Raw genomic sequence first — 21,747 nt, 5'->3', positions numbered from 1 at the left:
CCGGCTAAAGCGGGATGAGGTCAGGATGAATCATCATCGCGCTTTAGGTTGCTGTTTGCGCATGATCTTTTCGAAAACCCGCTGCATTTTTCCGGATCATGCTTTAGGGCAGCCGGACGATTTCCGGTGGCGCCCAGGTCTGGGTGACGCTGACCTGCGGATCCGGCACGTAGACACGCAGGATCAGATAGAACGTGCCGTCCGCCGGCGATTGCAGCCAGTAGGTGCCGAGCGGAAGCGAGCCGGGATCGGCGTTCTGGATCAGAATCGTCATGCCGCCCGCGGCGTCACGGTCCTGGTATGCCGGACAGTAGCCGTTGATCGTGTAGTGCGCGGAGCCTTCGACCAGATTATAATCGGCATTGTACATCGTGATCGACCAGAAGCCGTGCCTGGTCACATCGCAGGGCGGGAAGTCTCCGGCGCCGAACATGATCCGGTAGTAGCTGTTTCCATTCAACTGCTGTCCGAGACTATCGCTGAATGCGTTGATGTAGACTGCCTCGGCCGGATCGTTGGCGCAGATGCCGGCGAGCGACTGCAACGCGCCGCGGGTGATGTAGTCGCTGCTCTGCCCGGCGCGCCCGAGATCCAGCGGCGGATAGGTCCAGCCGTTGATCTGCTTGCCGTGCCCCTTGGCCATGGACTGGAGCATCGCCAGCCCGTCCCTGGCCGCACGTTGCAGCCCGGCCCGCGTCGCCTCGGACTGGCGCTCGACGTCCTGACCGGGGCCGATGCCGACGGTCGCAAACAGCTTCAGGAGCTGATCCTGCGCGATGCCGGGCGGCAGTCCGGGCGGATCCTGCGTCATCGCCGCGTTCATGGTCCGCCACGCACCCGCTGTGTGGTTGTAGTCGAAACCGTCGGGAACGAGGACGTGGCTCGGCGTCGGCGGCGGCGTGTTGGGCCACAGCGACAGCGGCGTCAGCTGGTACTGCGCCTGGATCGCGTTCGCCTTGTCCAGATCCGCCTGGGTCTGGTCATTGACCCCCGTGCGTCCGAGCAGGAAGATGCTCACCGTGCGTGAGCGCGGCAGCACGTCGAGCACGTCATCGGGCACCGCGCCGGTCCAGCCGGGGCCCGCGATCAGATAATTGCCTGCCTGGGTGCCTGTGGAGCGCGTCCCGACATAGGCGAAATTGTCGGCATCCATGCACACCATTTCGATGCAATAGAAGCGGTCGGTCACCGCCGGCACCGAGATCACGATCGGATCGTGCGTCACGTCCAGCCAGGCGGTCGCATACAGCGTGTCGCAATTGGGACTGCCGCCAGACTTGCTGTTTTCGGGGCTTGCGAGTTGCTGACTGCGGTGGAACGAGTTGACCGGCGCGTACAGATCGGGCTTGTGGGCCTGCTGGCTCACCTTCTGGCCTTCTTTCGTGGTCCAGAGCCAGCGCAGCTGCGCATTGTAGATCCACGGAAAGCCCCAGACATAGGCCTGCATTCCCAGCGAATATGCGTAGTTCTCCTGCCAACCGTCGCCTGCGGACGCAGGTGCGGTGGCGCGCGCCGGAATTGAGGTGCCAACGACGACATCGTCCATGGAAATGTTCCTCATCAATCGTTGCGATGAAATGGAGTATGTGATTCAAATCGACGGCGTCCTCGATCATGCGCTGTTCGACGCATCGAGGCCGGCAACAATCATACAACCTAAAGTAGCACTAGCCATCTGCCTTCGTCAACAGCGTCCCCCGCTTGGTTCGGCCGCTGCGCCAAGCTAGTGTAAGGAATCCGGGACAGCATTCAGGACCCTCCATTGACGATCTACACACGGCGGCAATTGTTCCCGCTCGCACTGGTGCCGCTTCTGGCGGCGAAGCCGACGCTCGCAGCCGACCTGCAGGCGACGATCGCAGGCATCGAGACCGACAGCGGCGGGCGTCTCGGCGTCGCGCTGCTGGACACCGCAAACGCTGCGCTCAGCGGTCATCGCCTCGACGAGCGGTTCCCGATGTGCAGCACCTTCAAGGCGCTGCTGGCGGCCGCGATTCTGACCAAGGTCGATGCCGGCGCCGAGCAGCTCTCGCGGCGCCTTCCGATCACGCAGGCGGACATCCTAAGCTACGCGCCGGTGACGAAGGCCTATGTCGGCACCTCCGGCCTGTCGGTCGGCGAGTTGTGCGAGGCGGCGGTCACGCTCAGCGACAACACGGCGGCGAACCTGCTGCTCGCGACGCTCGGCGGCCCGGCCGGCCTCACGCGCGCGGTCCGCGGCTTTGGTGATGCCATCACCCGGCTCGACCGCATCGAGCCGGAGTTGAACGAGAGCGTGCCTGGCGATCCCAGGGACACGACGACGCCCGCGGCGATGGCGCAGACCCTAGCGAAGCTCACGACCGGGAACACGCTGTCGGCCGCATCACGCGATGTGCTGAATGGCTGGCTGATCGGCTGCAAGACCGGGGCCGCGAGGCTACGCGCCGGCCTGCCCGCGTCATGGCGCGTCGGCGACAAGACCGGCACGGGTGACAATGGCAGCAGCAACGACGTCGCGGTGATCTGGCCTGCGGGCCGCGCACCGGTGATCGTGACGAGCTATCTCACCGAGACCAAGGCCGGCGATGACAAGCGCAACGCCGTTCACGCCGCGGTCGGCCGTGCGGTTGCGGCTGCGCTCGGCGCCTGAGCGGCGCGGCTACTGAGATCGATTCCACGAACCCCGGCTCCGATCGCGTCGAAGCCGGCGCGCAATTGGCGGACCTCGCGCGCGGCGAGCCGAACGCCGATGCCGGCGCCATCGGGCAGCAGACTCGCGGCCGCATAGAGATCATCGATGCGCGCGAACGCGTCGGCGAGGCGCAGGCGGAGAGCGGCGCGGTCGTGCGTCGGCGGCAGCATGAGCACGGCTGAGCCGAACGCGCGGCGGTCCTTGAACAGCGCGGTCGACGGATAGCGCAGATGCATACGGTCGATCAGCAGCGGCTCCTGGCCTTGCCGCCGCACGATGAGCGTGGAATCGAGCTCCCGGAACAAGCGCCCCTGCCCGTCCGGGTCATGCATCGTGAAGGCGTCGGTGACGAGCGCGACGGCGTCAGGGTCGCAGTCGAGCTCGAGCACTTGGCACAAGGCTGCATCGGGAAACAGGATGCGCGGCTCAGGCCGGTAGTCGAGCGCCGCGCTAGCGGCGACATGCAGCAACACATGCTCGACGGCGCGCGTACCCGGTTCGGCGCGGTGCACCGAGGTCGCGCCCTGCGTCGTGACGCAGACAGCCGCCCCTTCGGCGAGCATGAAGCGCTGCGTCAGCCGGTCCTCGCCATGCACGGCGCCGCTGCCGGTCTGGAGGATCACGCTTAGACAATCCGGCCGTTCCGCATCGGTGTGGAAGCTGCGCGTCAGCACGAACGGCCAGGCGAACAGGCGGCGGTCGATGACAGTGCGGCCGCCGCGCCGGACGAACGACAGATCGAGGCGCGGCTTCTCTGTGCTGACAGCGCTCACGTGCGGAACAGCACCTCTCGCTCCAGGAGATCTACGATCGCGTCGATCCCCTCGCCGCGCCGGCAATTGGTCAGCAGCACCGGGCGGCCACCGCGCACCTCCGTGGCCTCGCGCTGCATGCGCGCGAGATCGACGCCCACGTGAGGCGCAAGATCAACCTTGTTGATCACCAGCAGATCGGCGCGGATCACCCCGGGGCCGCGCTTGCGCGGGATGTCGTCGCCGCCGGCGACGTCGATCACGAACATCCAGAAGTCGGTGAGGTCGCGCGAAAAGGTCGAGGCGAGATTGTCGCCGCCGCTCTCCAGAAGGATCAGTTCGACGCCGGGAAAGCGCCGCTCCAGCTCGTCGGCGGCCTCGATGTTGAGCGTCGGGTCCTCGCGGATCACGGTGTGCGGACAGGCGCCCGCCTCCACCGCCGACACGCGCTCGGGGTCGATCAGGCCGGAGCGGCGCACGCGCTCGGCATCCTCAGCGGTGACGAGATCGTTGGTGATGACAGCGATGTCGATGCTGCGCGCCTGCAGCGCCGGGATCAGCTGCTCGACCAGCGCGGTCTTGCCGGAGCCGACGGGGCCGCCGATGCCGACGCGCGCGGCAGTCATCGGAGAATCAGTGCGGGTGAGAGCGAGACGGCTCATCGCAGCATGAACCTCCTGGCGAGCGGCACGGAGGTGGCCGGCGGACACATCAACAGCTTGCCGTCGGCGCGCACCTCGAAAGTCTGCGGATCGACTTCGACCTGCGGCATCGCCGCGTTGCGGATCATGTCGGTCTTGCGCAGGCGGCGCACGTTCTTGATCTGCACGGTCTCGCGACTCAAACCCAGCTTGCCGCGGATGCCGGCGTCGACCGCGAGCTTGGACATGAAGTTGACGCCGAGCCGCTGCGGCGCTGCGCCCAGCGCGCCCCACATCCGTTTCTGGATCATCGGCTCCGACAGCCCGAGGCTGCCGTTGCCGTCGCCCATCGCGGCCCAGACCGGAAAGCCGTTCTTGATCACCATGTAGGGCTTCAGCCCGAACGAGGCGCGCGGCCACAGCACGAGGTCGGCCATCTTGCCGACCTCGATGGAGCCGACGACATGATCGATGCCGACCGCGATCGCCGGGTTGATCGTGAGCTTGGCGACGTAGCGCTTGATGCGCTCATTGTCGGCACGCGCCGTCGTCTCCTCGGGCAGCCGGCCGATGCGGTCCTTCATCACGCTGGCGAGCTGCCAGCATTTGGCGACGTTCTCCGCGAGGCGGCCCATGCCCTGCGTGTCCGTGCCGAAGATCGAGATCGCGCCCATGTCGTGCAGAAAATCCTCCGCCGCCATCGACTGCGCGCGCACCCTGGACTCGCCGAACATGACATCCTCGGGCGAATTGTAGTTGAGCTGATGACAGATCATCGTCATCGGCACGCCCTCCTCCATGCCGTAGGAGGTGTAGGGATTGGTCGGATTGGTCGAGGATGGGATGACGTTGGGCCAGGACACCACCTTGAGCAGGTCGGGCGCATGGCCGCCGCCGGCGCCCTCGACGTGGTACATGTGGATGGTGCGGCCATCGACCGCCGCCATCGTGTCCTCGCAGAAGCCGTATTCGTTGATCGAGTCCGTATGCAGATGGACCGCGAAATCGTTGCGATCGGCGGCCATCAGCGTCTTGTCGATGACGTCAGGCGATGCGCCAAAGTCCTCGTGGATCTTGACCGACATGCCGCCGGCCGCGACCGCCTCCTCGACGGCTGCCGGATCGGAGCCGCCGCGGCCGAACAGCGCGTAGTTCAGCGGCGAGAACTCGATCGACTTGAGGAAGTGGCCGAAGTTCGGCCCAGAGCCTGAACCGACGTCGAACACCGGGCCCGAGCCGTTGCCGACCATCGTCGTGGTGCCGCCGGCCAGCGCATGATCGGACTGCTCCGGCGAGATCAGATGCGCGTGGCTCTCGATCGCGCCCGCCGTGACGATGAACGGGCCGCCGGCGATCGGCGCGGTGGTGTGGCCGACCACCATGTCCGGATGCACGTCCGGCATGATGTCGGGATTGCCGGCCTTGCCGATGCCGACGATGCGGCCGTCGCGGATGCCGATATCGGCCTTCACGATGCCGATCACGGCATCGACGATGGTGGCGTTCTTGATGACGACGTCGAGGGCCTTGTGCTTCGAGGTCCGGTGCGCCGCGACGGCCTCGCCGTCGCGGATGTTCTTGCCGGCGCCGACCAGGAGCTCATGGCCGTACGTCGTGTAGTCGTGCTCGATCTCGGCGAGCAGGCTGGTGTCGGCGAGCCGGATCAGATCGCCCTTGGTGGGGCCATAGAGCTCGGCATAGGCTTGGCGGGTGAGCGTGGCCATGGCTCAGGCTCCGAGATAGCCGCGCGACTGCGCGAGCTTCAGCGCGGCGTCGCGCGCGCCAGGAGCATCGAGCGGGCCGTTGACGAGCCCGGCCTGGCCGCGCACGATCCGATCGCCGGTGATCGGCACAAGGCGAACGGATTTGAAGACACCGGGCTCGAACCGCAGGCCTAAGCCCGCGGGCCGGTCGATCTTCATGCCCCAGGCGGCGGCGCGGTCGAAACGCAGCGCGCGGTTGACCTCGAAGAAATGGGTGTGGCTGCGCACCTGGATATCGCGATCCCCGGTGTTGACCACATCGATGGTCACGGCCGGCAGCTCGGTGAACATCGCGATGTCGTCGCCGCCGGCGATGATCTCGCCGGGCACAATGTCATCGGGTGCTGCGCCTTCAGCGGGCTGGATCGGCTCGAACAGCGCCATCACCTTGGTGCCCTCGGCGAACATCAGCTCGACATAGAGCATCGGGATCATCTGCGCGACCCCGGGCTCCACGTCATCGGTGGTGAGCAGCCGACCCGCCATGTCGCGGATCTCGGCGTAAGGCAGATTGCGGCGCGCGGCGGTCATCACCTCGTCGGTGATGTAGGCGACCGCCTCCGGATGGCTGAGCTTGATCCCGAGCGAGCGGTTGCGCCGCGCCATCTGCGCGGCGTTGAAGATGACGAGACGGTCGAGCTCCGTCGGCGACAGGTTCATCATGGCGAGGGCACCTCAGGTCGTGAACATGCGCACGTGCCGCAACGGTCCGCGCGACACGGCAATATCGATGAAGGGCGTGAAGCTCGACGGCATAGCGTCGTCGTCGGGCGTATCAGTAAGCAGATCAGCAAGCAGCGCGCGGGCGCGCGCCAGGCTCTGCTGCGCCTCGATGTGGCCGATCAGGCCAAGCCGCACCGCGGCGCTGACGAGGCCGGTGATCAAGGTCCAGCCTGACACGAGCTCGGCGGCATCGAGCGTCAAGCCGGCGTCACGGCCGGTGATCGCCTGCACCACGGCGAGATGGCCAAGCCTGGTATCCGCCGCGACACGCGCGCGGTACGACACGGAGAGCGGACCTGCGAGCTTGACCCAGACGCCGAGCAGCGCTCTGCCCGCGCGCCGCGATCCCTCGCGCATTTCGGCCGAGGGCGTCGTGACCTCCGCGAGACGGTCGACAGACGCGATGGCCGCGCTGTCGCTCGCGTGCCACGCGCGACGCAGCAGAATGCGATCCATGGTGGCCCAGCGCTGCGCCAGATGATCGGCGATGACATCGTCGAGATCGCTGCGATCGGACAGTAGGCCATCGGCGGCGAGGCCCTCGATACCCCAGGAAAATGCAAAACCACCGGCAGGAAAGGCACTGTCCCCGAGTTGCAGCAGCGCAAGCGCCTCGCCGCGGTCAAACATGCTCGCGCTCCACCACCTCGCCGGAGTCGAGCAGCGGCTGGATCCGGGCGCGATAGGTGGCGAGCGGCGCGTCGAGCAGCACGACGAGGTGATCGCCCTCGAAGCGGACGCGCCAGTGCAGATTGCCGGCGTGCCAGCCGAGCTTCAGCGCGCTCGCCTCGTCGCGCGCCTTCAGGCGCAGCACCTGCTGCTCGCCGAAGCGGGCGATGATGGCGCGGTCGGTGTCGAGATGCAGCAGCGCGCCGTCGATCAGTTCCTCATCCCGGTCGAGGCTGACAGCACAGTCGGTGCCGCGATCGGTGGTCAGGCGGAAGCGCTTTCGGCCGGAATCCTCCGGCGGCACGAACAGCAGCTCGATGCCGCCGCGATGCTCGAGCGTGTGCAGTTGCCGCGCGTAGATCTTGTCGTCGGCGCGTCCCATGATGCCGTGCAGACGGAGCATCGGCGGTGGTCCTTCTTGTTGTTCAGCGCTTGTCGTTCGAATTGGGGCCTCATGGTTCGAGACGCCCGCCAAGGGGCGGGCTCCTCACCATGAGGGTTGAGATCGTGGGCGGGACTTGCGTTCGATGTGACCGCAAGCCCCGCACCAGTTCTTGCAGAGCTCGCTCTGGCGAATTTTTTCAGAGTTAGGCCTGCAACAGACGCTCATCTCGCCACACCCACCGCCCTCGTCCTGAGGAGCCCGCCGCTTGGCGGGCGTCTCGAAGGACGATTGGGTTACTCGCCTCGCCTCCCCCTACCGCATCGTCGCCGACACCTCCTGCGAGGTCACGAGGATGACCTCGCCGTCGAGGATCGGCTTGGCGATTCCGAAGAAGGTCGCCACCGCGGCGGAGCCGTTGTGGCGGTCCATCGCGGCCTTGTCGGCGAAGCGTTCGTAGGTGGTGAACAGACCGGGCTCGGTCTCGCTCTGCGAGATGAAGAACCCGATCGTCTCCGGCTCGTTGGCCGCGACATGGGCCGCGACGGCGACGAGGGCGTCGCGCATCGTGGCCTCATGTCCTGCCTTGGCCCTGATCACCGCGGTGATGGTGATCATCAGAACGTCTTCCAGTCGCCATCGGCCTCGAACGCCGCCGCCGCCTGATAGATCGTCGCTTCGGCGTAGTCCTTGCCGATCAGCATCAGCCCGACCGGCAGGCCGTCGGAGAGGCCGCACGGAATGGTCATCGCGGGATGGCCGGTGACGTCGAACGGGCTCGTCGTCGCGGTCATCTCGAAGGCGCGCTGCACGACTTCGGCGAGCGGCGCGTCCTTGGCCGGGATCGGCGTCGCGACGCACGGCAACGTCGGCATCAGCAGCAGGTCGTAGGAGCCGAACATCGCGTCATAGGCCGCCTTGGCCTGGATCGCGATATTGCGCGACTTGGCGTAGTAGCGGCCGCGATAGTGCTCGAGCCCCCACTGGCCGACCAGCATGGTCAGCTTCAAGGTCACCGAGAGATCATCGGCGCGGTTGCGCCAGCCGGAATGCGCGTCGAGCAGGCCGACGTCATAGAGGCCCTTCCAGTTGAAGCCCATGCCGTTGCCGAGCATCATCTGCACCAGGAAGCCTTCCAGCGTGATCGGATTCCACGCCGCCAGCGCATGCATGTGCTCGGGGATCGAGACCTCCGACACTGACGCGCCCATCTTGGCGAAGCGCTCGGCGCCGGCCTTGACCTTGCTGACCACGCCCTCCTGCATGTTCGGCGCGCTGAAGCCTTCCTTGAGCACGCCGATCTTGAGGCCCTTGACGCCCTTACCGAGCGACTCGGTATAGGCCGCGACCTTCGGCGCATACTGCCGCGGATCGAGGCCGTCGGCGCCGGCCAGCACTTCGAGCAGCAGCGCGTTGTCCTTGACGTTGGCCGTCATCGGACCGGTGTGGTCGATGGTCGACTCGATCGGCATCACGCCGGTGTAGGGCACGAGGCCGTGGGTCGCCTTCATGCCGTAGATGCCGCAATAGGATGCGGGGATGCGGATCGAGCCGCCCTGGTCGCCGCCGATCGACATATCGACCTCGCCGGCCGCCACCAGCGCGGCGCTGCCCGAGGACGAACCACCGGCCGAATAGCCCATCTTCCAGGGATTGTGCACCGGCGCCGGATCGGAGGTGTGGCTGCCGCCGGACAGGCAGAAGTGCTCGCACACGGCCTTGCCGACGATGGTGCCGCCGGCATCGAGGATGCGCGAGACGATGGTCGCATCCGCCGCAGGGATGAAGCCTTCGAGCGTGGTCGAGCCGTTCATCATGGGAACGCCGGCGAGCGCGACGTTGTCCTTCAGCACCACGGTACGCCCGGCGAGCTTGCCGGAGCCTGCGCCCTTCACCTCGGTCTTGATCGCCCAGGCGTTGTATTTGTTCTCCTTCGCCGGCGGCTTCGCCCCCGGCGTGCGCGGATATTTCACCGGCGGCATCGGGTTCGGCAGTTCGTCGATGATGTCGTACTGATCGAACATGCCGCCCATCAGCGCGAGATACTCGGCCGCCTCCTCGACCGTCATGTTCATGTGCAGGCTGGCGGCGAGATCGGCGACTTCCTCGGCATTCGGGCGTTTGATGGACATGAGTCATCCTTTCTTGTGAGGACAAGCTGGAGCAGAGACTAAGAGTGTACAGTTCAATTGCGCCGGCGCAGCCGCGCCGGAATTTTGTCTAGCTCGGGATCATCTGACCTTCCCGGGCGAGCAGCGTCTCACGGTCGAGTTCCTCGGTGATGCGTCCCTTCTGGATGTGCAGGATCCGATCCGACAACGACGTGATGAATTCCAGATTCTGCTCGACGACGATCAGCGACATCTTCCAGCGCGACTTCAGCGCCAGCAAGGTCTCAATGATCTCCTCGATAATCGAGGGCTGGATGCCCTCGGTCGGCTCGTCCAGCAGGATGAGCTTCGGCTTGGTGCAGAGACAGCGCGCCAGCGCGAGCAATTGCTGCTCGCCGCCGGACAGCGCGCCGCCGCGACGGTCGAGCAGCCGCACCAGGCGCGGAAAATCCTGCAGCACAGCGTCGATGACACCGCGATCCTCCTTCGGCGCCGCGGCAAGGCCCATACGGAGGTTCTCCATGACGGAGAGATCAGGAAAGATCTCGCGGCCCTGCGGCACCAGGCCGATGCCGAGCCGCGAGCGCTCATGCGGCTTCAGATGCGTGATGGCTCGGCCTGCGAACACCACCGAGCCGTCGGTGGTCGGCAAATGCCCCATGAGGGTACGCAGCGCCGTGGTCTTGCCCATGCCGTTGTGGCCGAGAATGCCGAGATACTCGCCGTCGGCGACCGTGAGGTCGACGCCGAACAGGATCGGAATCCGGCCATAGCCGGACTTGAGACCCTTGACCTCGAGAAGCGCGCTCATGCCGCCACCTTCTTGCCGAGATAGACGTCGCGCACGCGCTGGTCGGCGAGCACCTTGTCGACGGTGTCCTCGACCAGCACGCGGCCCTGGTGGAACACGGTGACGCGCTTGGCGATCTGCTTGATGAACTCCATGTCGTGCTCGACGACGACGATGGCGCGGGTCTGGTTGATCTCGCGGATGATCGCGGCGGTGTGGAACGTCTCCTCGTCGGTCATCCCCGCGGCGGGCTCGTCGAGCAGGATCAGCTCCGGCTCGGCCGCGAGCACCATGCCGATCTCCACCCACTGCCGCTGGCCGTGCGAAAGCGTCGCGACGATGCTGTCGGCGTAGTCCGTCAGCCGGATCATCTCCAATACCGCGTCGACAGCGGGTCCCTGCTGCCGCGGCGTCGCCTTGCGGCGCACCGCCATCCAGATGTTCTCACGCACCGAGAGGCCGTTGAACACGTTCGGCACCTGGGTCTTGATGCCGATGCCCATGCGCGCGATCTCGTGCGACGCCTTGCCCGCGATCGGCATGCCGCGGAACGCGATGGTGCCGGAGGTCGGCACGAGCTGGCCCGTGAGCGTCTTGAAGAACGTGCTCTTGCCGGCGCCGTTGGGGCCGATCAGGCAGCGCAGCTCCATCTCCTGCAGCGTGAAGGTGATGTCGTCATTGGCGACCACGCCGCCAAAGCGCATCGTCAGGTGCTCGGCCTTGAGCAGAGGGACGAGTTCCGCCATGTCATTCGGCTCCTGCAGGATGCGGCGCAGCCGCTGATGGGACCGGCGGACCGTTGGTTTTCGGTTTCCTGTCCGGGATCAGCCGCATCACGAGATCACGCGCGGTCGGCACGATGCCCTTCGGCAGCAGCAGCACGAACACCACCAGCACACCGCCGAGAACGAGGTTGGAGTTGAGGAGCTGTTGCGAGCCGATATAGGCGACGATGTATTCGATCACGACGCAGCCGATGATCGGTCCGAGCAAGGTGCCGAGCCCGCCGACGGTGATCCAGATGATGATCTCCGCCGATAGCGACAGGCTGAAGATGGTCGGGCTGACGAAGGCACCCCAATTGACGTAGAGCGCGCCGGCAAGACCGGCGATGGCGCCGCCGAGAATGAAGGTCAGGCACTTCACGAGACGCGGGTCGTAGCCGAGCAGCGAGGCCCGAATTTCGTTCTCGCGCACAGCGACGATGATGCGCCCCGCGGGCAGCGCCAGCAGCAGCCGCAGCAGCAGGAACACGCCGAGCAGCACATAGGCGGTCGTCCACCACGACTGCTCCGGCGACAGCACCGTCGACGGATCGAACGGCACGTTGAAGGTCGGCACCGCCGGCATGCCGTTGAAGCCGCCGAGCAGCGCCTTGCCGATCTTGTAGGCGTCGCCCGAGGTCGAGTTGACCGAGTTGAACAGGATCAAGGTGACGGTCAGCGTGATGACGCCGAGATAGACGTCGGAGATGCGGCCGAAGAAGATGAAGTAGCCGAGGATGGCCGCGAACAGCGCGGGCACCACGATCGCCAGCAGGATCGCCGGCGTCGAATCCTGGAAATTCACAGCCGCGATCGCGTAGGCGTAGCCGCCGAGGCCGAAGAAGGCGGTCTGGCCGAACGACAGGATGCCGCCATAGCCCCAGATGAAGGCGAGGCTCAGCGCCAGCACCGACATCGCGGCAAACAAGGTCAACTGCATCAGGCCGAACAATTCGATCACGCTCGGCACGATCGCGATCACGCCGATGGCAATGACGGTTCCCGCGGCCTGGAGAGCGAAGCGGAGGCGCTTGTCCATCACAGGTTCCCCTTGAAGAAGCGCCCGGAGATGCCCTGCGGCAGCAAGCGGATCAGCACGATCGCGGTGGTGAAGACGATGACCTCGCCGTACACAGGCGTGGTGAAGTAGGCGCCGACCTGGTTGACCGAGCCGAACAGGCTCGCCGCCGAGAGCGTGCCGGAGAGGATCGCGGCGCCGCCGCCGACCACCGTCATGAAGGCCTTGGCGACATAGGCGCCGCCCATGACCGGCGTGATGCCGGACACCGGCGCGAGAAGTCCCCCGGCAAGGCCGGTGACGGCGGCACCGAGAGCGAACGTGCTCATGTAGACGCGGGCCGGGTTGACGCCGAGCGTGGCGGCCATGGCGGGGTTCTGCATCGTGGCGCGGGCGACCAGGCCGAAACGGGTGTAGCGCATGACGCCGTAGATGATCGCCATCATCACCGCGGCCATAAGTGCGAGGAACAGCGTGTAGTAGCTCGACTGATAGGAGCCGATCGAGAAGCCGCCGAGCGGCGTCGGCACGCCCTGCTGGGTGTTGCCGTAGATCGTGGTGATGATGCCGATGATCAGCAGGCTCAGGCCCCAGGTCGCAAGCATCGAATCCACCAGCCGACCGTAGAGGAAGCGGATCAGGCAGCGCTCGATGACGAGTCCGACGATGCCGACGAACAGGGGCGCGATGATCAGCATCGCGATCCAGATGTTCACCCCGGCGTTGGCCGAGATCACCGTCGCATAGGCCCCTAACATGATGAACTCGCCATGGGCGAGATTGATGATCTTCATCATGCCGAAGATGATCGCCAGTCCCAGGCACAGCAGGAACAGCGAGGAGATTCCGTTGAGAACGTCGAGCGCGAGGATGACGTAGATCGCCATGCGTCAGGTCTTTCAGGGCAGTCCAGGGACACCGGGCCCCGCCGGACGGCGGGACCCGGAAGCACGTCAGAGATTGATGATGTACTGCTTGACGTCGTTGGGGTTCTTGACGAGGTCGCAGACGCTGGCGGTGTCCGCCGGCTTGGCGTCGGTGTAGGTTTCCAGCACTGACCATTTGCGATCCTTCACCTCGGCGAGGAACGCGTTGCGGACGGTGTGGTGGGTCGGCTTGTCGAGCGAGACCTTGCCGCTCGGACCGTCGAAGACGAGGCCGCTTTCGAGTGCCTCGATCACCTTCATGCGGTCGATGCTGCCGGCCTTCTTGACGCCCTCGGCCCAGAGCATGACGCCCTCATAGGTGCAGGAGGCGAGCTCGCTGATATAGGGCGAGTCCGGATGCGCCTTCTTGATCTTCTCGACGAAGCTCTTGGAGGCCGGCGTGGTCAGCTCTTCGAAATAGCCGTAGGCGCCGATGATCGCGTCGCTTTCGGCGGCGTCGAGCGTCGAGGGCTCGTTGACCAGGCCGAAGGTGGTCGAGGCGATCGGGATCTTCCCCTTCATGCCGGCGGCGGTCCACTGCCGGTAGAACGCGGTGTGATTGCCGCCGACCAGCGCCGACAGGATGAGGTCGGGCTTGGCCGCCTGGATCTTGGAGATGGTCGAGCCGAAATTGGTGACATCGAGCGGGAAGAAGTCAGTCGAGAGAATCTCGCCGCCATTGTCCTTGCAGTATTTGGTCATCCACTTCGCGGTGATCTGACCGTAATTGTAGTCGGCGGCGATGATGTAGGCCTTCTTGCCCGCCTTCTTCATCGCGCTCGGCACCAGCTTCTCGACCGTCTGGGCCGGCGTGGTGCCGGTGCAGAAGGTGTTGCGGTCGCAGACGCCGCCTTCGTACAGCGTGTTGTAGAAGTACAGCACCTTGAAGCGGTCGAAGGTCGGGCGGATCGCCTCGCGCGAAGCCGAGGTGATGCCGCCATGCACGACGTCGACCTTGTCCTTCACCGCCAGCTGCTGGGCATATTGCGAGTACAGCTGGATGTTCGACTGGGTGTCGTAGTGCATCACCTTCAGCGGCCGTCCGAGCAGGCCGCCCGCGGCGTTGATCTCCTCAACGGCCAGCTGCAGCGCATAGACCATCGGCGTGCCGGAGGTGCCGATCGGACCGGACTGGTCGTGCAGGCTGCCGACCGTGATCGGGTTCTCGGCCGCGAGCGCGCCCGAGCGGAACACTGCGGGTGCGGCGATCAAGGTCGACGTCGCGACGGCCGAGCGCTGCAGGAAACGACGGCGAGAAAGAGTCATCAGAGATCCCCATGGGTTGGTGATGCGGGTTCATGAGCCGCGTGAAGTTTAAAATTACAATATTTGAAATGGCAAGTAGTTTTTTGCCGCACAGCCGGCTCTAGCGCGATGCGACCACGGCGAAATCGTAGCCGTCGAGCTCGGCGAGATGGATCGGATGGCGGCTGCCGACGACAGGCTGTGCCTCGTTGCCGCGCGCGGTGCGGCCCTGCAGCGTGCGCCCGAACACGCGCCTGATGTCGCGCGTATCGAAACTCTCGGCCCGCTCGATCAGTGCGGCGAGCGCGTGGATGCCTTCGTAGCAGGACTCGCCATAGCCGTTCGGCGGCGGCGGATTGTCGCCAAAAGCCGTGTAGTAGCGTTCCAGGAACGCGCCGTTGTTGCGCGAACGCAGCGAGGCGAAATAGCTGGAGGCGACGTAGACGTTTTCGGTCTCGCTGCTGTCGAGGCCGTAGACGATGGTCTCGTCGAAGGCCGAGGAGAACCGCAGCACGTGCCGGCTGAGGCCGGCGGCGCAGAAGGCGCGGTTGAAGGCGATGCAGTCGAAGCCGAGGAACACCGGCAGCACGACGTCGCTGCGGGTCGCCTTGATACGCTCGATCATCTCGTCGAAGTCGTGCGCGCCGACCGGAACGTAGTGCTCGCCGGTCACCGTCCCGCCGAATCGGGCGATGATCCGCTTGGCGATGGCGAGCGAGGAGCGCGGCCAGATGTAGTTGTTGCCGCACAGGAAGAAGCGCCGGGCGCGCTTGCACTCCGACAGCCACTGGATGGCGGGGGCCAGCAATTCATCGGCCGTCTCGCCTGTCGTCATGACATCGCTGTCCGGCGATAGGCCCTCGAATTGCGGCGTGTAGAGAAAGGGCACGCGGCCCCGCGCCGCACGTGCCACCGGATCGCGCGCGTAGCTCGGCAGCATGCCGATGAGGCCGTCGACCGCAAGCTCATCGACCGCCTCCGCAGCCGCCTGCCCGGCGCTGGCGCCGGTGGCGCCGCCGTCGATGACGGCGAGCTCCACCGGCTTGCGGCGGATTCCCGCAGCCTGGTTCAGCTCGGTCACGGCCAGCCGCCCACAGGCTTCGGCAGAGGGCGCCCACAACCCTGCCGAGCCGCTCTGGGGAATGATCAGTCCGATCCGAACGCTGCGCAAACGTGCCGCCTCTGCTGCTGCAGGGCATTTGCACTCACGAATCGTGCCAAGCGCGATTCGGGCTCTGGACAGCGGTTTGCGAACGAGATGTCGCCAATTTTGAGCGGCGCGCCCGATGCTGATCAAAACATCAGCTCACGCTAGCACAATCCTTAGGCAGCCACGACGGCCCCTCCGAGAGCGGTCCGCGGGATGCGCGACTCAACGGGTGAGCAGGGTCTTGCGCATCGGATAGGACGCGGCGGCGCCGAACTTGCCGGCGGGCGTGCCGACATCGACATAGCCGCGGGCGAGATAGAATCGGTGCGCCGTCTCGGTGCTCAGCAGCTCGATCTCACGGGCGCCGAGGCCTGCGGCACGCTGCTCCAGCACAGCCACCATGGCCGAGCTGAGCCCACGGAAGCGGGCCTGCGGCGAGACGTAATTCACGGTGATCTCGTTGGGATGAGCGAGCCCGCCGACGGCGAGAATCGTCTCCTCCTCGACTGCCACCAGCAACGACCTTCCCTGCCCGTCGGCCCAGCCTGCAACGATCTCCGGTGTCTTGTTCGCCAGCCAGCGGCCGAGGATCTCCGGATTGCCGCGGTGATCCGCCTCGCACAATTCGATGATGGAGGCGCGCAACACGGCGCAGGCGGCCGCGGCGTCGTCAGGAGTCGCATCCCGGATGATCATCGCAATCCCCTCTCGCAGAGGGAGCGCGATGCGTCCCCCTGCTACTCGCGCTTGCCCTGCACCCAGCTCTCGAGCATCTGCAGCGCCGTGGCGCGGTCGTCGTCCGAGGCCTTGGCAAAGGCGCGGTTGTAGCTCTCCTTGATCCAGGCTTCGTCCGGACCGGCGCTGTCACGCGCCAGGGTGAGCCACATCAGGCCGCGCGCCGCCTGCCGCGGCAGACGGTCGCCATTGAACAGCATCTGGCCAAGCAAGGCCTGGGCCTGATGCTGCCCCTTCTGCGCGGCAAGGCCGAGCCAGCGCGCACCATAGCGGAAATCGTCGCGCGAGGCGTCCGCCGTCTTCAGATACAGCCGCGCCAGATCGTACTGGGCATCGGCATTGCCGAAATAGGACGCCGCATAGGAGAACATCTCGCGGGCGCGGTCCGGATCCGGCTTCACCTTCGTGTTCGGGATGCCCGAGAGGTAGTAGCGGCCGAGCGCCACGAAGGCGTTGGCCACGATCTGGGCCTGCGGCGCCGACGGGCTGTCCTCGGCATGCGCATTGGCGATGCGGCTGAAATAGTCGAACGCGCGCATGTCGTCGCGCGCCACGCCGTCGCCGGCGGCATACATCCGGCCGAGCTTGAACTGCGCGACCGGGTGGCCTTCCTCCGCGGCATATTGCAGCGCAGTCAGGGACTGCGTGGGATTGGTCGTAGCAGTGGTCGCGGGCACAGCCTTACGCAGCGCACCCGCACCGGCCTGCGGTCCAGCCACGGGGATCGCCGGCTCCTGGTTGACCGGAGCGCCATCGAACGCGAACGACGACGCCGGCAACGCGAGCGGGGCAACCCCCAGCAGCAATGCAAAAATGATCCGATCAGATGTCCGCATAGCAATACTTCTCTTGCGCACCACCTGGGTGGGTGACGGCACCCGCCACGGCCGGCCCGACCTGCTGGGCATATTTCCAAAGTGCGCCCGACGTGTGATGCGTCTCACGCGGCGTCCACTTGGTTCTCCGTGACGCGAGCTCGGCATCGCTCAACTTGACGTTAAGGATACCTGCCTCGGCGTCGATCTCGATGATGTCGCCATCCTCGACCAGGGCGATCGGCCCGCCGACGGCCGCCTCCGGTCCGATATGGCCGATGCAGAAGCCGCGCGTCGCGCCGGAGAACCGGCCATCGGTGATGAGCGCGATCTTGCCGCCCATGCCCTGCCCGGTCAGCGCCGCCGTGGTCTGCAGCATTTCCCGCATGCCCGGGCCGCCGCGCGGGCCCTCATAGCGAATGACGATCACCTCGCCCTCGCGATAGGTCCGCTTCTGCACGGCCTCAAAGGCATCCTCTTCCCGATCGAAGCAGCGGGCCGGCCCAGTGAATTTCAAGTTCGACATGCCCGCGACTTTCACGATCGCGCCCTCTGGCGCGAGATTGCCTTTCAGACCGACAACACCTCCGGTTGCAGTGATCGGCTGATCAGCCGGCCTCACCACGTCCTGGTGCGGATTCCATTTCACGCCTTTGAGGTTTTCGGCGATCGTCCGGCCGGTGACTGTGAGGCAGTCGCCGTTCAAATAGCCATGGTCGAGCAACGTCTTCATCAAGAGCGGAATGCCACCAGCCTCGAACATGTCTTTGGCGACATAGCGGCCACCCGGCTTCAAATCCGCGATATAAGGTGTCTTTTTGAAGATTTCGGCGACGTCAAATAAGTCGAACTTGATGCCGGCCTCATGGGCGATCGCAGGCAGATGCAGCGCAGCATTGGTCGAGCCGCCGGAGGCCGCCACAACCGCAGCGGCATTCTCGAGAGCGGCTCGCGTCACGATGTCCCGCGGCCGGATGTTGGCTGAGATCAGCTCCATGACCTTCTCGCCGGCGGTCATGCAGAAGGAATCACGAATTTCGTAAGGTGCGGGAGCACCGGCCGAGTACGGCAGCGCCAGCCCGATCGCCTCGGACACGGTCGCCATCGTGTTGGCGGTGAACTGGGCGCCGCAGGCGCCGGCCGACGGACAGGCGACGCGCTCGAGCTCATCCAGGTCGTCGTCCGACATCGCACCCACCGAGTGCTTGCCGACGGCCTCGAACATGTCCTGCACCGTGACCTGCTGGCCGCGGAAATTGCCGGGCAGGATCGAGCCCCCGTAGATGAAGATCGAGGGTACGTTGAGCCGGACCATCGCCATCATCATGCCCGGCAGCGATTTGTCGCAGCCGGCCAGCCCAACCAGCGCGTCGTAGGAATGGCCGCGGATCGTCAGCTCGACCGAGTCGGCGATCGCCTCGCGCGACGGCAGCGACGAGCGCATGCCGTCATGGCCCATCGCGATGCCGTCCGTCACGGTGATGGTGCAGAACTCGCGCGGCGTGCCGCCGGCATGCGCGACGCCTTTCTTCACGGCCTGGGCCTGCCGCATCAGCGCGATGTTGCAGGGCGCAGCCTCGTTCCAGCACGAGGCGACGCCGACGAAGGGCTGGTGGATCTGAGCCGTCGTCAGGCCCATCGCGTAGAGATACGACCGATGCGGCGCACGCTCGGGCCCTTCCGTCACGTGACGGCTGGGCAGCCTGCGCTTGATGTCGGTCTTCGCGTCCATCGCTGTTCTGGCCTCCCGGCGCTGTGGAGAACGCTAAAATCCCAGAAGTGGATTTTCGGCTACCTCACACGCACAGGTACTATTCTGATCAAAGTATTTCACGACCAGGTGTGGCCAAAAAGCGGCGCGTTTGCGGAGCGCCTGAGATTGTTACCAAAACTTCGTAAACTGTGGCGACGTCGCAACATCCGTGGCCAATGCGCCACCATTCAGCACCATGGGATACCGCCCCGCTATTCCGGGACGATCCCCGCCGCCCGGATCATCGGCCACCATTTGGCGATTTCGGCCCGTTGCAGGGTTCCCAGCGCCGCAGCCGTCCGCTGATCCCCGGGAGTCATCTGCAACCCCAGGTTTTTCAATTGATTCTGCACGTCCGGATCGTCAAGCGCGTCGACCGCTGCGGCATTGAGCGTCTCGACGATCTCCTTCGGCGTTCCCTTGGGCAGCCAGAGACCCGACCACAATGTCATGTGGAAGCCCGCAAGGCCGGCCTCGTCCGTCGTCGGAATCTCCGGTGCGCTGTCGAGACGCTTGGCGTCGGTGACGGCGTAGGCGCGGATCGTGCCGGCACGCACCTGGTTGATCGCGTTCGACGTCTGGTCAACGATCAGATCGATCTGGCCGCCGACGAGATCGTTCATCGCAGGCCCCGTGCCACGATAGGGCACGTATTGCAGCTTGATGCCGGTGACCTGCTCGAAATAGAGCCCGGCGATATGGCTGCCCGAGCCGTTGCCTGCCGTGCCCGCGGATGCCGGGTTGGGCTGCGCCTTCAGCCAGGCCAGCAATTCGGACAATGATTTCGCCGGCACGTTGCTCTTGCTGACGATGATCATCGGATTGCTCGGCAGCAGCACGACCGGCTCGAGATCGGCGACGAGATCATAGCCGAGCCGATACACCGCGCCGTTGGCGACGTGCGTGCCGAGATGGCCGAAGCTGACGGTGTAGCCGTCGGCCCTGGAGCGCACCGCGCGCCCGACGCCGATCGAGCCGCCCGCGCCGGTCACGTTCTCGACCAGCACCGGCTGGCCGAGCGTCTGCTTCATATGCTCGGCAAGGATGCGCATCATCGCGTCGGACGGTCCGCCGGCCGCGAATGGCACAATGACCGTGATCGCGCGCGAGGGATAGTTGTCCGCTCGGGCGGTTGCCGCGAGGGCAAAAAGCACCAGCATCACGGTTGACATGATCAGTCGCATCTTCGTCCTCCCATGCAAGACGCGTTGATCTCACGTCGTTGCTGATTGGTACGTACGATCGGCTGAAAGAGTCTATTTCTCCTCATGGTGAGGAGCGCCACTTGGCGCGTCTCGAACCATGAGGCCCCGATGACCTCGGCCTCATCCTTCGAGACGCCGCTACGCGGCTCCTCAGGATGAGGAGATAGAGCTGACAGTACGCTTTAGAACTGAGTGTAGTCGATCGGCTGGTGACGATCGAGCATGCGGGTGACCGGCGGCAGCGGATATTTGAGTCCCGTCGCGCAGTTGAACAGCATCACGCGGTCGGTCTTGGTGACGCGTCCGTCAACGAGGCTCTGCTTGTAGGCGGCGTAGGTCGCGGCGCCCTCGGGACACAGCAGGAAGCCCTCCTCGCGCGAGACCTCGTTGAGCGCAGAAGAAATCTTCTCGTCATCGACGGCAATCGCGAAACCTTTGCTCTCGCGGACGGCGCGCAGGATGAGAAAATCCCCCACGGCCTGCGGCACGCGAATGCCCGAGGCGATCGTATGAGCGTCCTCCCAGCGCGTCGCATGCTCGACGCCCTGCTCATACGCACGCACCATCGGGGCGCAGCCTGAGGCCTGCACCGCGACCATGCGCGGGCGCTTGGAGCCGATGAAGCCGATCTTCTCGAGCTCGTCGAACGCCTTCCACATGCCGATCAGGCCGGTGCCGCCGCCGGTCGGATAGAAGATCACGTCGGGCACGTCCCAGCCGAGCTGCTCGGCCAGTTCGAGTCCCATCGTCTTCTTGCCTTCGATGCGGTACGGCTCCTTCAGAGTCGAGGTGTCGAACCAGCCGACCTTGGCCTTGCCCTCGCCGACGATCTTGCCGCAATCGTCGATGAGGCCGTTGACGCGGTAGACGGTCGCGCCCTGCAGCTCGATCTCGCTGACGTTCACCTCCGGCGTATCCGCCGGGCAGAAGATCGTGGTCTTGATGCCGCAGGACGTCGCGTAAGCCGCGAGCGCAGCACCCGCATTGCCGTTGGTCGGCATCGCCATATGGGTGATGCCGAACGCCTTGCCCATCGACACCGCCATGACCAGGCCGCGCGCCTTGAACGAGCCGGTCGGCAGCCGGCCCTCGTCCTTGACGATGATCTCGCCGCCGCCGAGCTTCTTCGACAGCTTCGGCAGTGTGATCAGCGGCGTCATGACTTCGCCGAGGCTGACGATGTCCTGGCACTTGCGCACCGGCAGCAGTTCGCGATAGCGCCACAGGTCGGCCGGGCGCTGCGCCAGCGCATCCTTGGTCAGCGCCTGCTTCACGCCCGCGAGATCGTAGCGCACCAAGAGCGGCTTGCCGGCCTTGGAGAGGTTGTGGACCTGATCCGCCGGATAGTGATCGCCCTCCATCGCGCATTCAAGATGCGTGACGAAGCTCGGGCGCTCGGTGGTGAGATTGTCGCTGGATTTCACGGCGGGACTTTCTGGCTGAGCCCTTCTGGTTACACCCGTCATTGCCGGGCTTGACCCGGCGATCCATCCTCTTCGCAAAAGCTTCCCGAAGCGGGATGGATGCGCGGGTCAAGCCCGCGCATGACGAGCGGATCTAGGGCCGAATGTTTCTATCGTGCAGCTTGCTGGAGTTCATTCGTAGCACTTCCTGTTTGAGCCCCTCTGGCC

Annotated in this window: 21 protein-coding genes; 1 reads left to right on the top strand and 20 read right to left on the bottom strand. The window is 65.5% G+C overall.

Annotated features, from left to right (window positions below; all coding sequences use genetic code 11):
* Positions 1 to 103: 103 nt before the first annotated feature.
* Positions 104 to 1,546 (bottom strand): DUF1254 domain-containing protein, encoded by a 1,443-nt coding sequence (locus tag BRAD285_RS14730; RefSeq protein ID WP_050886956.1) that lies wholly within the window; start codon positions 1,544 to 1,546, stop codon positions 104 to 106.
* A gap of 216 nt (positions 1,547 to 1,762) precedes the next feature.
* Here BRAD285_RS14730 and bla point away from each other — a divergent pair, with 216 nt between their 5' ends.
* Positions 1,763 to 2,632, top strand: coding sequence for a class A beta-lactamase (bla, locus tag BRAD285_RS14725; RefSeq protein ID WP_006614364.1), 870 nt, complete (start codon positions 1,763 to 1,765; stop codon positions 2,630 to 2,632).
* On the opposite strand, the gene BRAD285_RS14720 is transcribed toward bla, so the two are convergent.
* The 19 genes from BRAD285_RS14720 to BRAD285_RS14630 form a co-directional block, all read right to left on the bottom strand.
* Positions 2,587 to 3,447, bottom strand: a complete 861-nt coding sequence (locus BRAD285_RS14720; RefSeq protein WP_006614365.1) for an urease accessory protein UreD — start codon at positions 3,445 to 3,447, stop codon at positions 2,587 to 2,589. The genes bla and BRAD285_RS14720 overlap by 46 nt on opposite strands.
* Positions 3,444 to 4,088, bottom strand: a complete 645-nt coding sequence (gene ureG, locus BRAD285_RS14715; RefSeq protein WP_006614366.1) for an urease accessory protein UreG — start codon at positions 4,086 to 4,088, stop codon at positions 3,444 to 3,446. The genes BRAD285_RS14720 and ureG overlap by 4 nt, the downstream gene beginning before the upstream one ends.
* Positions 4,085 to 5,791: an urease subunit alpha gene (gene ureC / locus BRAD285_RS14710; RefSeq protein ID WP_006614367.1), complete on the bottom strand. Its 1,707-nt coding sequence runs from the start codon at positions 5,789 to 5,791 to the stop codon at positions 4,085 to 4,087. The genes ureG and ureC overlap by 4 nt, the downstream gene beginning before the upstream one ends.
* 3 nt (positions 5,792 to 5,794) lie before the next feature.
* Entirely contained in the window at positions 5,795 to 6,493 is a 699-nt protein-coding gene (gene ureB, locus BRAD285_RS14705; protein ID WP_006614368.1) for an urease subunit beta, read from the bottom strand.
* A gap of 12 nt (positions 6,494 to 6,505) precedes the next feature.
* Positions 6,506 to 7,183, bottom strand: a complete 678-nt coding sequence (locus tag BRAD285_RS14700; protein WP_006614369.1) for an urease accessory protein UreF — start codon at positions 7,181 to 7,183, stop codon at positions 6,506 to 6,508.
* Positions 7,176 to 7,625, bottom strand: coding sequence for an urease accessory protein UreE (ureE, locus tag BRAD285_RS14695; protein ID WP_006614370.1), 450 nt, complete (start codon positions 7,623 to 7,625; stop codon positions 7,176 to 7,178). Before ureE ends, BRAD285_RS14700 begins: the two co-directional genes overlap by 8 nt.
* A 294-nt stretch (positions 7,626 to 7,919) precedes the next feature.
* On the bottom strand, positions 7,920 to 8,222 hold the full coding sequence (locus BRAD285_RS14690; RefSeq protein WP_006614371.1) for a putative quinol monooxygenase: 303 nt from the start codon (positions 8,220 to 8,222) through the stop codon (positions 7,920 to 7,922).
* The gene (locus tag BRAD285_RS14685; protein WP_006614372.1) at positions 8,222 to 9,736 is read right to left on the bottom strand and encodes an amidase; all 1,515 of its coding nucleotides are present in this window, start codon (positions 9,734 to 9,736) and stop codon (positions 8,222 to 8,224) included. Before BRAD285_RS14685 ends, BRAD285_RS14690 begins: the two co-directional genes overlap by 1 nt.
* A gap of 88 nt (positions 9,737 to 9,824) precedes the next feature.
* The gene (locus BRAD285_RS14680) at positions 9,825 to 10,526 is read right to left on the bottom strand and encodes an ABC transporter ATP-binding protein (protein WP_006614373.1); all 702 of its coding nucleotides are present in this window, start codon (positions 10,524 to 10,526) and stop codon (positions 9,825 to 9,827) included.
* Entirely contained in the window at positions 10,523 to 11,251 is a 729-nt protein-coding gene (locus tag BRAD285_RS14675) for an ATP-binding cassette domain-containing protein (protein ID WP_006614374.1), read from the bottom strand. Before BRAD285_RS14675 ends, BRAD285_RS14680 begins: the two co-directional genes overlap by 4 nt.
* A 1-nt stretch (position 11,252) precedes the next feature.
* Complete coding sequence (locus BRAD285_RS14670) at positions 11,253 to 12,308, bottom strand: branched-chain amino acid ABC transporter permease (RefSeq protein WP_006614375.1); 1,056 nt, start codon at positions 12,306 to 12,308, stop codon at positions 11,253 to 11,255.
* Entirely contained in the window at positions 12,308 to 13,174 is an 867-nt protein-coding gene (locus tag BRAD285_RS14665; RefSeq protein ID WP_006614376.1) for a branched-chain amino acid ABC transporter permease, read from the bottom strand. Before BRAD285_RS14665 ends, BRAD285_RS14670 begins: the two co-directional genes overlap by 1 nt.
* Positions 13,175 to 13,240: 66 nt before the next feature.
* Positions 13,241 to 14,479: an ABC transporter substrate-binding protein gene (locus BRAD285_RS14660; RefSeq protein ID WP_006614377.1), complete on the bottom strand. Its 1,239-nt coding sequence runs from the start codon at positions 14,477 to 14,479 to the stop codon at positions 13,241 to 13,243.
* Between the two features lie 100 nt (positions 14,480 to 14,579).
* Positions 14,580 to 15,629 (bottom strand): substrate-binding domain-containing protein, encoded by a 1,050-nt coding sequence (locus BRAD285_RS14655; RefSeq protein WP_006614378.1) that lies wholly within the window; start codon positions 15,627 to 15,629, stop codon positions 14,580 to 14,582.
* Between the two features lie 201 nt (positions 15,630 to 15,830).
* On the bottom strand, positions 15,831 to 16,304 hold the full coding sequence (locus tag BRAD285_RS14650) for a GNAT family N-acetyltransferase (protein WP_006614379.1): 474 nt from the start codon (positions 16,302 to 16,304) through the stop codon (positions 15,831 to 15,833).
* 41 nt (positions 16,305 to 16,345) lie between these two features.
* Positions 16,346 to 17,179, bottom strand: a complete 834-nt coding sequence (locus BRAD285_RS14645; protein WP_035648209.1) for a tetratricopeptide repeat protein — start codon at positions 17,177 to 17,179, stop codon at positions 16,346 to 16,348.
* Positions 17,166 to 18,890 carry a dihydroxy-acid dehydratase gene (gene ilvD, locus BRAD285_RS14640; protein WP_006614381.1) on the bottom strand — a complete coding sequence of 575 codons (1,725 nt, stop codon included), beginning with the start codon at positions 18,888 to 18,890 and terminating at the stop codon, positions 17,166 to 17,168. The genes BRAD285_RS14645 and ilvD overlap by 14 nt, the downstream gene beginning before the upstream one ends.
* A gap of 233 nt (positions 18,891 to 19,123) precedes the next feature.
* Positions 19,124 to 20,095, bottom strand: coding sequence for a tripartite tricarboxylate transporter substrate binding protein BugD (locus tag BRAD285_RS14635; RefSeq protein ID WP_006614382.1), 972 nt, complete (start codon positions 20,093 to 20,095; stop codon positions 19,124 to 19,126).
* Between the two features lie 203 nt (positions 20,096 to 20,298).
* Complete coding sequence (locus tag BRAD285_RS14630; RefSeq protein ID WP_006614383.1) at positions 20,299 to 21,540, bottom strand: threonine synthase; 1,242 nt, start codon at positions 21,538 to 21,540, stop codon at positions 20,299 to 20,301.
* Positions 21,541 to 21,747: the final 207 nt, after the last annotated feature.

This window comes from Bradyrhizobium sp. ORS 285, assembly GCF_900176205.1.
Lineage (GTDB): Bacteria > Pseudomonadota > Alphaproteobacteria > Rhizobiales > Xanthobacteraceae > Bradyrhizobium.
Note: the sequence above shows the minus strand (reverse complement) of the source record. Positions and strands in the feature narration are given on the sequence as shown.

Excerpts from the sequence above, each read along its gene's own strand:
- BRAD285_RS14645 (WP_035648209.1), bottom strand. The coding sequence starts at position 17,179 with ATGCGGACATCTGATCGGATCATTTTTGCATTGCTGCTGGGGGTTGCC.
- BRAD285_RS14675 (WP_006614374.1), bottom strand. The coding sequence starts at position 11,251 with ATGGCGGAACTCGTCCCTCTGCTCAAGGCCGAGCACCTGACGATGCGC.
- ureC (WP_006614367.1), bottom strand. The coding sequence starts at position 5,791 with ATGGCCACGCTCACCCGCCAAGCCTATGCCGAGCTCTATGGCCCCACC.
- BRAD285_RS14665 (WP_006614376.1), bottom strand. The coding sequence starts at position 13,174 with ATGGCGATCTACGTCATCCTCGCGCTCGACGTTCTCAACGGAATCTCC.
- BRAD285_RS14670 (WP_006614375.1), bottom strand. The coding sequence starts at position 12,308 with ATGGACAAGCGCCTCCGCTTCGCTCTCCAGGCCGCGGGAACCGTCATT.
- ureE (WP_006614370.1), bottom strand. The coding sequence starts at position 7,625 with ATGCTCCGTCTGCACGGCATCATGGGACGCGCCGACGACAAGATCTAC.
- BRAD285_RS14660 (WP_006614377.1), bottom strand. The coding sequence starts at position 14,479 with ATGACTCTTTCTCGCCGTCGTTTCCTGCAGCGCTCGGCCGTCGCGACG.
- ureG (WP_006614366.1), bottom strand. The coding sequence starts at position 4,088 with ATGAGCCGTCTCGCTCTCACCCGCACTGATTCTCCGATGACTGCCGCG.
- BRAD285_RS14700 (WP_006614369.1), bottom strand. The coding sequence starts at position 7,183 with ATGTTTGACCGCGGCGAGGCGCTTGCGCTGCTGCAACTCGGGGACAGT.
- BRAD285_RS14680 (WP_006614373.1), bottom strand. The coding sequence starts at position 10,526 with ATGAGCGCGCTTCTCGAGGTCAAGGGTCTCAAGTCCGGCTATGGCCGG.
- BRAD285_RS14685 (WP_006614372.1), bottom strand. The coding sequence starts at position 9,736 with ATGTCCATCAAACGCCCGAATGCCGAGGAAGTCGCCGATCTCGCCGCC.
- ilvD (WP_006614381.1), bottom strand. The coding sequence starts at position 18,890 with ATGGACGCGAAGACCGACATCAAGCGCAGGCTGCCCAGCCGTCACGTG.
- BRAD285_RS14730 (WP_050886956.1), bottom strand. The coding sequence starts at position 1,546 with ATGGACGATGTCGTCGTTGGCACCTCAATTCCGGCGCGCGCCACCGCA.
- BRAD285_RS14690 (WP_006614371.1), bottom strand. The coding sequence starts at position 8,222 with ATGATCACCATCACCGCGGTGATCAGGGCCAAGGCAGGACATGAGGCC.
- ureB (WP_006614368.1), bottom strand. The coding sequence starts at position 6,493 with ATGATGAACCTGTCGCCGACGGAGCTCGACCGTCTCGTCATCTTCAAC.
- BRAD285_RS14650 (WP_006614379.1), bottom strand. The coding sequence starts at position 16,304 with ATGATCATCCGGGATGCGACTCCTGACGACGCCGCGGCCGCCTGCGCC.
- BRAD285_RS14635 (WP_006614382.1), bottom strand. The coding sequence starts at position 20,095 with ATGCGACTGATCATGTCAACCGTGATGCTGGTGCTTTTTGCCCTCGCG.